Here is a 14,497-nt window from a genome sequence, read left to right on the forward strand (position 1 = left end):
TTAAGAGAGACATGAAGAGAAACTATCTTTATCTAGGTCTGATAGCTCTACTTATTTTAGTATTAAGCGCTTGCGGCGCGAAAGAATCATCAGCGCCTGAAAAATCGGGGGATCGCTCGAATAAAAAACAAGAAACACAAGCAGATCCAAATGAAAAGCATACGATTCATTATCTTGGAAAAGATTACACAGTTCCAGTCAAAACGGATAAAATCGTTATCACTGGAAGCATGGAAACCATGGAAGATGCGCTTGTGTTAGGAGTAAAGCCGCTTGGGGGCATTACGGTTGGCGGCAAGTTCCCAGAAATGTTTAAGGACATTACAGGCTCTACTGTCTCTATCGGTGAGAAAGCGCAGCCTAATATTGAGGAAATCTTAAAATTAAAACCAGACGTTATTTTCTCGACGACAAAATTCCCGCCAGATGTTGCACAAAAACTGGAAAAAATAACAACAACGATCCCGGTTTCTCACATCTCAACAGATTGGGAAGCGAATTTGCGTGTGTTGGCAGAAGTTACTGGAACACGAGACAAAGCTGATGAAGTATTAAACCAATATAAAAAAGACTTGGAAGAAGCGAAAGCGAAGCTGGGAGACAAGCTAAAAGATAAAAAGGTCGTGGCGGTTCGCATTCGCAGCGGAAATATTATGATCTATCCGCCAGATGTATTTTTCAATCCTTCGCTATATACGGATTTAGGACTGACCGTACCTCAAGAAATTCAAAATGCGAAAGCTCAGGAAATGATTTCTTTAGAGAAATTTAGCGAAATGAATCCGGACTATATTTTTGTGCAATTCTCAGAAGATGAAAATAAAAACAATCCTAAAGCGCTTGAAGAGCTGCAAAACAATCCAATTTGGAAAAGCATCAATGCTGTGAAAAATGATAAAGTGTTCGTCAACGTTGTCGACCCGCTTGCACAAGGCGGCACAGCGTGGAGCAAAATCAATTTCTTGAAAGCAGCTGTGGAGAAGCTCGGCAACGAATAATACAAGGCAGGTAGCGTCAATATGCAATTAAGAATTTCTCCGTCAGCCCTGATTTTATGGCTTTCACCGGTTGCGATGGTGTTTATCATCATCGCATCTATTTTGTATGGGGCCAAAAATATAGATGCGTGGACTGTTTGGAAAGCGATAGTTGATTTTGACCCGAATAATGTGAATCATCAAATTGTCAGGCATTCCAGACTGCCAAGAGTGATCGGTGCTCTTTTGATTGGTGCATTCCTTGCGATTTCAGGAGCGATTATGCAAGGGATGACAAGGAACTATTTAGCGTCTCCCTCCATTATGGGGGTTTCAGATGGTTCGGTTTTTGCGATTACACTTTGCATGATTATTCAGCCGGGCGCCTCTTCGCTTGAGATGATCATGTACTCGTTGGTTGGTTCAGCTGTTGCCGTAGGCTTCGTGTTCTGGATGGCCTCCGTCCTGCCCAATGGAATGTCGCCTGTTCGAATGGCGATTATTGGAACGATTATCGGAACATTTTTGAGCAGCATATCAGCCGCTCTCTCTTCTTATTTTCAAGTTTCACAGGATGTGAGCTTTTGGTACAATGCCCGGCTGCATCAAATGGACCCTCATTTAATTAAATTGGCAGTGCCCTTTGCCATTGTTGGCCTTGCTATTGCCATCATAATCTCTAAATCGATTACTATTTTGTCGTTGGGAGAGGAAATATCGGTCAGCTTAGGTCAGAAAACGATGGTGATCAAGGCCTTGGCGATCGCCAGCGTGGTTATCTTGACAGGCATTTCTGTTGCTTTGGCTGGCAATATCGGTTTCGTTGGTTTAATTATTCCTCATATGACAAGGTTTTTAGTAGGAGTTGATTATCGCCGAATTATTCCTTGTGCCGGTGCTCTTGGGGCGATCTTTTTGGCGCTTTCCGATATTTTAAGCCGATTTTTGAATTATCCGTTTGAAACACCGATCGGGGTCGTTACAGCTTTGATTGGTGTGCCTTTCTTCCTCTATTTAATTTATACGAGAGGGGGAGGAAAGGATGCTTAATCATTCAGCCAAGCGCTATTGGTTGGTGTTATTTAGTAATATTGTAATTATATTGTTGGCCATTTATATTAGTCTAACAAATGGAATATTTGATATAACCGTTCAAGATGTCTTAAAAACACTACTGCGAATTGATCCGGTTCCGGAGCATGATTTGGTGATTTTGGATTTCCGTCTGCCGCGTATTGTCATTGCTGCGTTGGTCGGTTTTGGCTTGGGAATTGCCGGAGCGACCATCCAAGGAATTAGCCGGAATGGTTTGGCTGATCCAGGAATTTTGGGCATTAATGCTGGAGCTGGAGCCATGATCGTCATTTTTATGCTTTTCTTTGGAGGGCGCATGACAGTGGAAAGCGATTGGTTATCAATTTTAGCGATGCCGCTGTTTGGATGGGTTGGCGGATTGGGTGCCGCCCTGCTGATTTATCTATTTGCTCGACAGAATGGCCATTTAGATACGCAGCGCCTCATTCTTGTGGGAATTGCCGCGGGGTCTGGCTTTGGGGCTCTATCCTTATATTTATCGTTAAAGATGAATCCACAGGATTTTGAAATGGCGACGGTATGGCTGGCGGGAAGCATTTGGAACGCCAATTGGCAATATATTGTTGCCATGTTGCCGTGGATCATTCTGCTGGTGCCGATTATTATAAGCAAAGCTTATATTCTCGATTTGTTCCAATTGGGGGAAGATAGTGCAAAAAGCTTAGGGGTTTCTACTGAAAAGGAAAAAAATATATTGCTACTGACGAGTATTGGTATTGTCAGTGCGTGCGTGTCTGTGTCTGGAAACATCGGCTTTGTTGGTTTGATTGCTCCCCATATCGCCAAGCGTCTCGTCGGCATTTATCATCAGCGCGTCATCCCTATTAGCGGAACGATTGGCATGTTGCTAGTAGTGGTTTCAGACTTTATTGCTAAAACGGTTTTTGCACCTGTCGAACTGTCTGTCGGAATTGTCATCGCCATCATTGGCATTCCTTACTTCGTGTACTTGCTATTTAAAACGAAAGTGTAAGCGAACAGGGGACATCTCGAAAACTGAAAAATGGAGGGTTGCTTATGGAGCTGAGCCAATTGCTGCGAGATCGCCGTTCCGTTCATATATTTGAAGATCGTTCTGTATCACCTGAGCTTGTAATGGAGCTGCTTGATACAGCTGTTTGGGCTCCTAATCACCGTCTGACTCAGCCTTGGCGGTTTATTTTAACATATGGAGAAGGCCGTAGAAAAATTGCTGATGCCGTGCGGACAATGAAAGAAAACAAAGAAGCGGACCCATTGAAAAGAAAGGAAATCGGCCAAAAATTTTACGATAAAATCATGTCTATTCCGATGATTTTAACGGTGTTGATGAGGGAGGACCCTAATTTGGTGGTTAGAGAAGAAGATTATGCAGCAACGAGTTGTGTGATCCATAATTTTAGTCTGCTCGCATGGGAAAAGGGGATCGGCATGGTGTGGGAGACATATGGATGGCTGCATGATCCTATTTTTCGGAAAGCGATGGGAATTCAGCCCGGAGAGAAAGCCGTTGGCAATCTCCATATCGGCTATCCTGCAAAGATTCCACCCGCTCGGCCGCGTATTCCAGCTGCGCAATTGACCACTATTTTTAATCAAGCATAAAGCCGAGGTTCGTCGTATGTTAAAGGAAAGTCATATTAGGGGAACATTGACGACGGAGAGTTGGAGAGGGAGAACGCTGTTGATTTATCTTCCTCCCTCCTATGCAAAAGGCGTTAGCCGATATCCAGTTGTCTATGTTCAAGATGGAGGATATTTATTTGATCCCTTTCAAAGTGATGCTCTAGTCCAGCTTGAGCTTATGTTTGCCCACGGGGAGCTTCCGGAGCTTTTATTTGTGGGGATTGAGACAAAGAACCGATTGGATGAATATACACCGTGGCATGCGAAGGCGCTATCTGAACGGTTTGCCGATTTTGGCGGAAAGGGCTCACATTACCTCGCCTTTCTTGCCGAAGACCTTAAACCATATATAGATGCTTCCTATCAAACAGATGGATGTCAGCGGCAAACAGGCCTGGTCGGAGCTTCTCTTGGCGGTCTCATCTCGATGTATGCGGCTTATTTATATCCGCATGTATTTGGCAAAATCGGCTGTCTTTCAGGTTCATTTTGGTATGAAGGTTTTCTTAATTTCATGGAGTCACATATAGTTGCCTCCGATTTAAAGATTTATATGGACGTAGGAAGCATAGAGGGCATTGAAAAACAAAATGTTCAACGAGAAATGGTTTCAAGAACAAAAGCAGCCTATGCGATATTAATGAATCAACAGCTAAGCAACAAGAGACTCAAATTTGTCATAGAGGAGGGGGCTCCTCATGCTCGCCCTTTTTTTATTAAACGATTTCCAAGCGCAGTGAAGTGGTTATATTCAAATACAGAAGGGGAGCAGTAGAAGGCGGCTGATGATTCGATGAGCAAGAAAGGAGGGAGTAGGGTTGGATGCTAAAAAAAGTGAGTTGTTTTCTTCAGCTGTTCATACGGCAGGCGTTAGTGAGTTCACAATTCCGCGAACGAAGCAGCGTGTGATGTATTCTCACTATGGGAATCGTGAATATCGGATTTTTGTCGCTCAACCTTATGCGGATCCGCCTCCTTCGGGATTTCCGGTGATTTATGTACTTGATGCCAATTCGGTATTTGGCACGATGGTGGAAGCGATGCGCGTGCAGGCAGGACGTCCTGATCGCACAGGAGTTGTTCCTGCGGTGATTGTTGGTATTGGTTATCCAACAGAAAAGCCATTTTCTCCTGCCCGTTTTTACGATTTTACCATGTCTGTTCCGGAAAGCGAATTACCTGCTCGTCCAGATGGAACCGCATGGCCGGAAATGGGAGGAGCAGCGGCTTTTTTGGAATTTATTGAAACGGAACTGAAGCCTGAAATAGAGCGAGAATGGCCAATTGATCGGACGAGGCAGGCCATTTTTGGCCATTCTCTCGGTGGCCTCTTTGCTCTGCAGGTGCTTTTTACGAAGCCGACTGCTTTCAGAACGTATATTGCTGGAAGCCCTTCGATTCATTGGAGCAAACAGCTATTGCTTGAAGCGGAACAACGCTTTGTTGCTCGCATCAAACAAGAAGCGCTCAACGTTGACGTACTTCTGGCGGCTGGAGAGTTGGAAAGAAGCCACAAAAGCCGAATTAACGCTCATGCTGAAGAACTGGCGGAACGCCTTTCCGCTTTAGCTGATTTGGGGGTATATGTGGAGTTTCAGGAATTTGCCGGAGAAGGGCATGTTTCGGTATTGCCAGCCCTCATCAGCCGAGCTCTACGGTTTGTATCGAGAAACAGCATATAACGAATCGTTTCGTCCTTAGGTTGCATCAAATGTTCATCTTCACATGTTAGGCAATAAAAATATCAGTGCCATTAGAGATGGCAGACAAAAAGGGCTCGGATCGGAAGATCTGAGCCCTTATTATTATTTGAATCTCAATCGGATACAAGCTGCTTTTCTATGAGAGCCATTCTCTTATTCTTAAGTTAGGAGCGGGGGATATCAAGGTGTTATTATTGGCATCATCAGGTAAATGGTATGGTTCTAACCTTCACCCCATGAATGCCAGATCCCGTCCATTCATAAAGAATGCAAACATTCGAAGGTAAGCTTTATCCATTATCGCTGTTCATTTTTATATCATTTTCTTTAATTGGGGGATTCATTTATTTCTTTAATAGCAAGTAAATAAAATAAGGTGCGCCAATTAAAGAGACCATAATCCCGGCTGGAATGCTATTGGGATCAAAGATATTTCGGCCGATCAAATCAGCGATTAATAAAAACCATCCGCCAAGGAGCAGCGCGATAGGAATAAATAGTTGGTTTCTCGGTCCTACTAACGCTTTTGCCATATGCGGTGCCATCAGCCCGATGAAAGAGATTCCGCCCGTCACTGAAACGGTGGAGGCGGCCAAGGCTACGGCTGCGAGAAGCAAAGAAATTCGTTCTTTTTCAACCGACATGCCGACGCCAACGGCTACCGGTTCACTTAACCCAAGTAAATTCAAGCGATTAGCTTTATATAAAGTAAAAGGAATGAGCGTGATTAACCAAGGAAGCAAGGCCAAAATAAAGGGCCAATCATCGCCCCAAATATTCCCGGCAAGCCATTTAGCGATAAAATCGACTTTTGCCCGTTCAGCGGATGAGATTAAGACAATCATCACTCCAGAAAGCGCCATTGAACATCCGACACCAATGAGCACGAGTTTTACTGGTTGGAGACCTGCCTCCTTTTTATATGACAACCCATAAATGAGAACCGCTGTAAACAAAGCGCCTATAAAAGCAAGGAGCGGAATCAAATACACAAAGGAATCAGCACTGACAGGAAAAAAGAGAAAGAAAATGGCTACAGCAACGCCGGCGCCGGAATTAATTCCTAAAATACCGGGATCCGCTAAATCGTTTCGTGTTACTCCTTGTAAAATCGCCCCAGATAGTGCCAACGCCATCCCCGCTAATAAGGTAATGATGATGCGAGGGAGACGGATCGAAAATAAGATAAATTCTTCTTTAAACGTTCCTTGGCCAAACAAAGTCGGAATAAGCCGATCATAAGAGAGAGAAGCATAGCCCATTCCCATTCCAACCACGATTGTCAAGATAATGAGTGCGAGTAAAATACATATAATAATGCGCTGTTTTTTGATTAAAGCCGATTGAATCATGAGAATGTTTTTCCTCCTTTATGCACGATGAACAGGAAGAAAGGCAATCCCATCATCGCTACAATGGCTGCCACTGGCGTTTCATATGGTGCATTGACCGTGCGCCCAAGCGTATCAGCTAAAAGCATAAGCGTCGCTCCAACAATAGAGGACGTGGGGATAATGTAACGATAATCCGTGCCGACGATCGCCCGAACGATATGAGGAACCATTAAGCCAATAAAAGTCATATTGCCGACAAGGGCGACTGAGGCGCCAGCCAGCAAAATAACAACGATGTACAAAGTCGCTTTAATTTGCGTAATTTTTTGTCCTAACCCAACGGCTACTTCTTCATTTAAACTCAAAATCGTAAGCTGCTTTGAGAGTAAAAGCGAAACAAGGATACCAAGCAAAATAAACGGAGCGATCACTTGAAGCTGCCCCCATGTTGTTCCAATCACACCGCCGGCGGTCCACATCGATACATCTTTTGATATTTTAAAATAAATCCCAATTCCTTCTGCGACCGCATATAGAAAAGTAGAAACAGCGGAACCGGCTAAAACAATGCGCAGTGGGGAAAAACCGCCTTTTTTGATAGTGCCAATGCCGAATACGAGGAATCCTCCGGCGGCAGCACCGATAAAGCAGGCCACCATCATACTAAAATAATTAGCCGAAGGCATAAAAGCAATGGTGATCGCCAATGCGGCATTGGCGCCAGCAGTAAGTCCAAGCAACCCCGGATCGGCTAAGGGATTTCGCGTCATTCCTTGCATAATCGCTCCAGAGGTGGATAAGGCAGCTCCTACGAACATGGCCGCCACCTCGCGGGGAAAGCGAAGCTCGCGAATAATCGAAAAGGGCTCTCCTTTGATATCAGTGGTGAGAGCGAGCCACACCTCTTTTAGCGTAGTATCTGCCGCCCCGAAGACCATGGCAGCTGAAAACATAGCGATCAATACAAATAAGGCGATTATAAGCTTGTATATAAATGGAATCGAACGATTTAAGTTCGCTTTCATGTAGTTCCCTCTTTTCGTGTGTATGTACATAAAGGACGAGGAATTCTTGCTTTAAGAATTCCTCGTCTGTGCTTTACCATATACTAATGGAGTGCTCGTGATATAGAAACGGATAACGCTCTTTTTATTTGCCTAAAAAATGCTTAATAAAGAAATCGAGCTGATAATCCAATGTAAGTGGATCGTTAAAGTAAAATTCTCTAGCATCTGCTTCAAATACATGATTGTTTTTGACTGCTGGAATGTTTTTATAGGTTTCTGTTTCTTGGAATGAGTTATCAGTATCTGGGTTTTTGCTAATAATTAGATAGTCGCCAGCAAATTGAGGTAATGCCTCTAGCGATAATGCATAGTAGCCTGGCTTTAACGCTGTTTCTTCTACTTTTTTCGGCATTTTTAGTTTCATTTCTTGATACAGTATCTCAGTTCCTCTTCCCCAATTATTACCAAATACATAAATTTGTTTGTCAAAATTTTCGATGACAGAAACAGTAGCATTCTCGCCAATTTTAGCCCGAATTTCTTCTCCGGCTTTTTGTGCGCGTTTCTTAAAGTCGTCGATCCAAGCTTTAGCTTCTTTTTCTTTATTTAAAAGCTTTCCGATTTCCAAAAATTGTGTGAGGTAATCTACTTTTCCGTATGTATACGTGACAGTAGGAGCGATTTTGCTTAGTTTATCAATATTTTTAATATTGGATAACCCAATAATCAGATCTGGCTTTAATTCTATGATTTTCTCGATGTCTTCATCCGATACTTCCGCTACGTCTTTTAGTTTGTCTTGGAAGCGAGGATTCATTTTAGACCATGAGTCAACACCAACTAAATTTACTCCTAAAGCCATGACATGGCCCGCAAAAGAAGAGAGCACTACTACGCGCTTTGGATGTGCAGGAACTTCGATTGGACCATTTTCAGATTGGTACGTAATCGTTTCCGCTTCTTTTTCTTTGGAAGCCGAACTGTTTTTCGTTTCGGTTGTCTTGCCACTGCAAGCGCTCATAATAAGCAAAAATAGGAGCATGATCGGGATTAAGATTTTTTTCATTGGATGTATTCCTCCTTAAGTAGACTATATGTGAGACACATTGGTTTCTGCGTGCGAGGATCCTGCCCGATTTCGGCATCAATATGAAAGACCTGCTTGAGCACGTCACGCGTAATGACTTCTTCGCAGCTTCCCGCCTTGACAATTTCCCCGTCCTTAAGGGCAATAATATAATCTGCGAAACGAGCTGCTTGATTTAAATCATGAAGAACCATGACAATCGTTCGTTTTTGTTCTTCGTTTAATTTTTGCAGAAGCTCTAAAACTTCCAATTGATGTGCCATATCGAGATAAGTAGTCGGCTCATCAAGGAAAATGATATCGGTTTCCTGTGCAAGCGCCATGGCAATCCACACGCGTTGGCGCTGTCCCCCAGACAAAGCGTCAACAGATCGGAATTTGAAATCTTTTGTTCCGGTCACTTCAAGCGCCCAGTCAATGACTTCGTAATCTTTTTTGGTCAAGCGCCCGAAACCTTTTTGATATGGAAAGCGGCCATAAGAAACCAATTCCCCGACCGTCAGGCCCCCCGGACTTTCCGGAGTTTGCGGAAGAATGGCCATTTTTCTTGCGAGAATCTTCGTGTTTTCGCTTGTGATTTGCTTGCCGTCTAATATCACGGTTCCAGCTTGTGGTGCGATAATACGAGTCAGCGCTTTTAATAGTGTGGATTTTCCGCATCCATTTGGTCCAATAATGGTTGTGATTTTTTGATCGGGAATTTGTATGCTTAAATTTTTAACAATTAAGCGCTCATTGTAGCCAATACTTAATTCATTTGTATATAAGCGAACCATGCTCCTACCCCCCTTTATACATATCCGCAAAAGGATAAAAACGATAATCATTATCAATTCAATATATAATTTAAAGCTATTTTTTTTCAATTGTCAATCACTATTTGTTGTAAAATAGGTCAAAAGGATGTATATTTAATTGAGAATGATAATCAGTGTTTGAGTTCTGGGAGAGGTGGAATATAGATGAATCATGATGAATTATATGATGTGACGATTATTGGCGGCGGACCGGCGGGTTTGTATGCTGCATTTTATAGCGGATTGCGAGAAATGAAAACAAAGCTGATTGAGTATCAGCCACAATTGGGAGGCAAGCTCCATGTCTACCCGGAGAAAATGATTTGGGATGTGGGAGGACATGCACCGATCACAGGGGAGCAATTAATTGAACAGCTTGTCAAGCAAGGATTAACCTTTAATCCTACCGTGGTTCTCAATGAAAAGATTGAAGCGATGAAACGAATGGAAGATGGCACGTTTATATTGCAGGCCACTTCTGGGCGTCAGCATTTTTCGAAAACGGTCATTGTCGCAGTGGGGAGCGGGATATTAAAGCCGCAAAAATTGGAGATCGAGGGCGCAGAAAAGTTTGAAGTAGCTAATCTGCACTATACAGTGAAGTCGTTAAAGCGCTTCAAAAATAAAACGGTCATTATTTCAGGAGGAGGCAATGCGGCTATTGACTGGGCGAACGAATTAGTGCCGATTGCTAAAAAAGTGTATTTGACGTATCGGGGGGAGATGCTAAAAGGCCATGAATCGCAGGTGACGCAGCTTCTGAACAGCTCGGCCACTTGTTATTTTCATACCTCGATTACGAAATTGATTGCCAGTGAGGATCATGAACGGATTGAACGAGTCGAGCTAACCAACCAAGAAACAGGAGAGGTCATCTATTTGGCAATTGATGAAGTCATTGTGAACCATGGCTATGAGCGCGATTCCTCCTTGTTGGAAAAAAGTGAACTGAATATTCAAATGCTGGATCATTACTACATCGCGGGCAATGCCAATAGTGAATCTTCTGTACCAGGGCTTTATGCGGCGGGGGATATTTTAAAATACGATGGGAAATTGCATTTGATTGCGGGAGCCTTTCAAGATGCCGCCAATGCAGTCAATAGCGCGAAACAATTTATCGAACCTAAGGCTGATAAATTTGGCATGGTATCATCCCATAACGAAATCTTTAAAGAGCGTAACCGAGAATTGATAAAACAAATGATGAAATAAACGTTTTTAGCTGCAAGCCCAAGATGGCGCTTTGGAAATGTAGCTGGAAGGTATCACATATGACTTGATGAATGGGAGCTTTTGTATTACAGTAATAAATAAAGATTTGTAAGAAAAGGAGTTTTTTCCGTTGGCAGCATTTATGAGACTTCGATTTCCAGTTCTTTGAACCATCAATTGAATATCGTTCAAAGACTCTGCCTATGTGCAGGGAATGGGATTGGTCTGCCTATTTGCGGGAAAACGAGATCCATATAGATGTTATATGGTGTTCCATTGGCTAAGACGCCGATGGATGCTGCTTAATCATGCAATCATAAAAAAGGGGGAGACAAGTGCCCCCTTTTTATTGTTAGATCGATGCAAGCAATCTAAATACCGATGGCTTTTTTATGGCAGTTATCAAGCAGCCAAACAGCAAAAAGATCAACATGCTCTTCAGATTCCGCCACTGAAATGTGAGGGGGAAATTTGATGTGAACATCGATTGTCGAGCGAAAAGGGGGCTTACACACAGTGAAAGCTCATTTCACATGGCCCCCATCGTTGAATCGTGCTTCATCGCTTTCCTTTTATTTTGGAAGAGACTGTCTTATATTGAAAGGCTAGATCCATACTTCCATCCTCTGGATAGAAAGCATTTTTTCTATGCAGCAAAATGCACAGATGGGTCAGGTCTTGACAAGACAGTCTCTTTTATTTTGCATCATGCTGGAATGATAATGGTTATTTTTCATGCTGGAATGATAATGGTTATTTTTAATGATGGCGATCACTGGAGAACACTATGTGAAGGAAAAACGATGGAGGAATTGAGATGTCAAATAAAAAAAGGTTAGCAGCTCAGCTGATGGCTGCGTCTTCTGCGATCTTTCGTTGTCCGGTCTGCTCTGCAGCTATGGAGCTTCAGCATGTGAAAAGCTTGGAATGCATAAATCGTCATACATTTGATTTATCAAAGGTAGGATATGTCAATTTATTTACTCACTCTCCTAAAGTGAAATATGAAAAGCAAATGTTTGAAGCAAGGCATCTCTTATGCCAAGCTGGCCTTTTCGCGCCGATGAACCAGGTGATTAGCGACTACATGATTCATGAGTTAGTTGATACAGATCAAGTGATTAAGCTATTGGATGCAGGCTGCGGAGAAGGCTCTCATTTATTTCATCTCAAGAAATATGTAGAGAGAAAAACGGCCAGTCGCTTGCTCGGCGTTGGAATCGATCTTGCTAAAGAAGGGGTTTATATAGCCGCAAGAGAATACCCGAATTTGATTTGGTGCGTTGCGGATATTGCTAACTGTCCATTTAGGGATCGACAATTTCATTTTATTATGAATATTTTATCGCCGGCTAATTATGCAGAATTTCAGAGAGTGTTAATGAATGGTGGAACGATGATAAAGGTGGTTCCCGGCAAGCAGCATTTGCAAGAGATAAGAGAATATTTTTATGGACAGACAGCTAGAAAAGCCTATACAAATGATCGCACGATTCAACGATTTCAAGACGACTTTCGAATAACAGCTATCGAACGTGTCACATATAAAGCAGCCATCGCTCAAGAATGGATGGCTGCGGTCATTCAAATGACCCCTTTATCTTGGGGAATTGCAGCCGAAAAGCAGCAGCAAGCGTTGCGGATGGAAGTGAATGAAATCACGATGGATTTGACCATTTTATTTGGAAAAAAATAAATAAAATTGTTTCAGGAATTTATCATTTTTAACACACCATGCACCGAGAAGTCTCCCACCTCTACACGAAGGCAAGATAGGAGAGGGTCATCATTCATTGGTGCTTGTAATGGAGTTGATTGGATATGTTCGAGATGGTTTGGCGTGGTCTGGTGCTGAATAGCACGGCTTCGATGCGTGAAAGCGGCATTGTTTACGACTTCGTTACGAAAATACCTTCAACTGTGTGGGTGTTTATGACATCATTTTTTAGGATGGAAAAAATTTTTATCAATCGCCTATTTACATTTACGCTACGTAAAGGATTATAGTGAAGATGTCAGGAGGTGAAAGCGTGGAATATACGGTGCATCAGCTGGCGAAGCTGGCCGGAGTGACGGGACGAACATTGCGGTATTATGATGAAATTGGGCTTCTCAAGCCCGCTAGAATCAGCTCATCTGGCTACCGCATCTATGGGCAAAAGGAAGTCGATATGCTCCAGCAGATTTTATTTTATCGCGAGCTTGAAGTGGACTTAGAGACGATTAAGCAGATGATTTATTCTCCCAGCTTCGATGAAGTGAAGGCACTGAAAGAACACCGTACACAGCTTCTGGCAAAACGCAGGCAATTAGATTTATTAATTGCCAATGTAGAGAAAACATTAGATGCGAAGGAAGGGAGAAGAATTATGAGTGATCAAGAAAAATTTGCGGCGTTTAAGCAAAAATTGATCGACGAAAATGAGCAAAAATACGGAAAAGAAATTAGAGAAAAATATGGAGATCAAACGATTGACCGTGCCAATCAGAAGGTGCTGAACATGACAGAGGAACAGTATGCCGAGGTGAAGAAGCTGGAACAGGAAGTGCTTGATACGTTGAATGAGGCTTTTTTGACGGGAGATCCAGCAAGCGATTTAGCGCAAAAAGCCGCTGATCTGCATCGGCAATGGCTCAGTCATTTTTGGGAAAGCTATACGAAAGAAGCTCATGTGGGAGTTACGCAAATGTATGTGGATGATGAACGGTTTGCTGCTTATTATAACCGCAAACACGCTGGAGCAGCCGAGTTTCTTCGAGATGCGGTGCTGATTTATACCGGAATGAAAAAGCAATAGTCAAAAAACAAAGAAGAAGGGAGTCGGCTTGGTCCACTCTCTTCTTTTTGTGCTTGGCCAGCATCTGATGACAAACAAAGGAGTTGAACAGATTTTGGATGATTCGCTACAATAGACAATACAGATTGAATGTGGAGGAGATCCAATGAAAATTGAAGTATGGTCAGATTTTGTCTGTCCGTTTTGCTATATTGGAAAACGGAGATTAGAGCAAGCACTTGAGCAACTTTCGTATAAAGACCAAATTGAAGTTATTTTTCGCAGCTTTGAGCTAGATCCGAATGCAAAAACACAAGATGATATGACGATTGTGGAGCATCTGGCTGAGAAGTATGGCATTTCCACCGAAGAAGCAAAACGAATGACTGACAATGTGGCCAAGCAGGCAGAATCTGTTGGTTTAGTGTTTCGTTTTGAGAAAATGAAGCCATTGAACACATTCGATGCTCATCGCCTCGCTCAATATGCGAAAAAGCAGGGGAAGATGAGCGAAATGGCTGAAAAGCTGTTTTATGCCTACTTTACTGATTCTCGAGAGATCAGTGATCATCATGTGCTAGCAGAGCTTGCTGAAGCCATTGGCTTGAAGGGGGAAGAAGTAAAGCAGATGCTTAAAACAGAACAGCATGCCGAAGAGGTAAGAAGTGATGAGGCAGAAGCGCAACGCTTCGGTGTAAGAGCCGTTCCTTTTTTTGTTGTGAATCGCCAGTATGCGATTTCAGGAGCTCAGCCGACAGAGATATTTGTGCAAGTTTTGCAAAAAGCATGGGGGGAGCAGCAGTCTTCATCTCGAAAAGAGATCGCGCCAAATGACGGCGCAGCTTGTGAAAATGGCAGCTGTTCGCCGCGTTCATGAAAAAATTCATGCTGAAAGCGCTG

Annotated in this window: 14 protein-coding genes; 10 read left to right on the forward strand and 4 right to left on the reverse strand. The window is 42.9% G+C overall.

The genetic code is table 11. The features are described from left to right. The first annotated feature begins 11 nt into the window (after positions 1–11). From AT864_RS10930 to AT864_RS10955, 6 genes are read left to right on the forward strand one after another with little or no spacing between them, the layout of a single operon-like run. The gene (locus AT864_RS10930) at positions 12–998 is read left to right on the forward strand and encodes an ABC transporter substrate-binding protein (RefSeq protein WP_066148973.1); all 987 of its coding nucleotides are present in this window, start codon (positions 12–14) and stop codon (positions 996–998) included. Between the two features lie 21 nt (positions 999–1,019). Then, positions 1,020–2,027 (forward strand): iron ABC transporter permease, encoded by a 1,008-nt coding sequence (locus AT864_RS10935; protein ID WP_044742586.1) that lies wholly within the window; start codon positions 1,020–1,022, stop codon positions 2,025–2,027. After that, positions 2,020–3,045: an iron ABC transporter permease gene (locus tag AT864_RS10940; protein WP_044742585.1), complete on the forward strand. Its 1,026-nt coding sequence runs from the start codon at positions 2,020–2,022 to the stop codon at positions 3,043–3,045. Before AT864_RS10935 ends, AT864_RS10940 begins: the two co-directional genes overlap by 8 nt. Before the next feature lie 44 nt (positions 3,046–3,089). Next, positions 3,090–3,656 carry a nitroreductase gene (locus AT864_RS10945; RefSeq protein WP_066148974.1) on the forward strand — a complete coding sequence of 189 codons (567 nt, stop codon included), beginning with the start codon at positions 3,090–3,092 and terminating at the stop codon, positions 3,654–3,656. A gap of 34 nt (positions 3,657–3,690) precedes the next feature. After that, entirely contained in the window at positions 3,691–4,452 is a 762-nt protein-coding gene (locus tag AT864_RS10950; RefSeq protein ID WP_044742612.1) for an alpha/beta hydrolase, read from the forward strand. 43 nt (positions 4,453–4,495) lie between these two features. Then, positions 4,496–5,359 (forward strand): alpha/beta hydrolase, encoded by an 864-nt coding sequence (locus tag AT864_RS10955; RefSeq protein WP_066148975.1) that lies wholly within the window; start codon positions 4,496–4,498, stop codon positions 5,357–5,359. A gap of 365 nt (positions 5,360–5,724) precedes the next feature. Here the strand turns inward: AT864_RS10955 and AT864_RS10960 are convergent, their stop codons facing one another. From AT864_RS10960 to AT864_RS10975, 4 genes are all read right to left on the reverse strand, one after another. Then, a complete protein-coding gene (locus AT864_RS10960; protein WP_044742582.1) occupies positions 5,725–6,732 on the reverse strand; it encodes an iron ABC transporter permease in 1,008 nt (335 codons plus the stop codon). Beyond that, positions 6,729–7,739 carry an iron ABC transporter permease gene (locus AT864_RS10965; protein WP_044742581.1) on the reverse strand — a complete coding sequence of 337 codons (1,011 nt, stop codon included), beginning with the start codon at positions 7,737–7,739 and terminating at the stop codon, positions 6,729–6,731. Before AT864_RS10965 ends, AT864_RS10960 begins: the two co-directional genes overlap by 4 nt. Positions 7,740–7,863: 124 nt before the next feature. Then, positions 7,864–8,787, reverse strand: a complete 924-nt coding sequence (locus tag AT864_RS10970; protein ID WP_044742580.1) for an iron-hydroxamate ABC transporter substrate-binding protein — start codon at positions 8,785–8,787, stop codon at positions 7,864–7,866. Further along, positions 8,784–9,584: an ABC transporter ATP-binding protein gene (locus tag AT864_RS10975; RefSeq protein ID WP_044742579.1), complete on the reverse strand. Its 801-nt coding sequence runs from the start codon at positions 9,582–9,584 to the stop codon at positions 8,784–8,786. Before AT864_RS10975 ends, AT864_RS10970 begins: the two co-directional genes overlap by 4 nt. Positions 9,585–9,770: 186 nt before the next feature. Here AT864_RS10975 and AT864_RS10980 point away from each other — a divergent pair, with 186 nt between their 5' ends. The 4 genes from AT864_RS10980 (at position 9,771) to AT864_RS11005 (ending at position 14,474) form a co-directional block, all read left to right on the forward strand. Then, positions 9,771–10,820 carry an NAD(P)/FAD-dependent oxidoreductase gene (locus tag AT864_RS10980; protein ID WP_066148976.1) on the forward strand — a complete coding sequence of 350 codons (1,050 nt, stop codon included), beginning with the start codon at positions 9,771–9,773 and terminating at the stop codon, positions 10,818–10,820. Positions 10,821–11,637: 817 nt separating this feature from the next. Further along, positions 11,638–12,516, forward strand: a complete 879-nt coding sequence (locus AT864_RS10990) for a putative RNA methyltransferase (RefSeq protein ID WP_231734632.1) — start codon at positions 11,638–11,640, stop codon at positions 12,514–12,516. 334 nt (positions 12,517–12,850) lie between these two features. Next, positions 12,851–13,618 carry a MerR family transcriptional regulator gene (locus AT864_RS11000; RefSeq protein ID WP_231734633.1) on the forward strand — a complete coding sequence of 256 codons (768 nt, stop codon included), beginning with the start codon at positions 12,851–12,853 and terminating at the stop codon, positions 13,616–13,618. Positions 13,619–13,763: 145 nt separating this feature from the next. Further along, positions 13,764–14,474: a DsbA family oxidoreductase gene (locus AT864_RS11005; protein ID WP_066148980.1), complete on the forward strand. Its 711-nt coding sequence runs from the start codon at positions 13,764–13,766 to the stop codon at positions 14,472–14,474. The last annotated feature ends 23 nt before the right edge of the window (positions 14,475–14,497 follow it).

It is taken from the genome of Anoxybacillus sp. P3H1B (assembly GCF_001560855.1).
Classification (GTDB): domain Bacteria; phylum Bacillota; class Bacilli; order Bacillales; family Anoxybacillaceae; genus Anoxybacteroides; species Anoxybacteroides rupiense.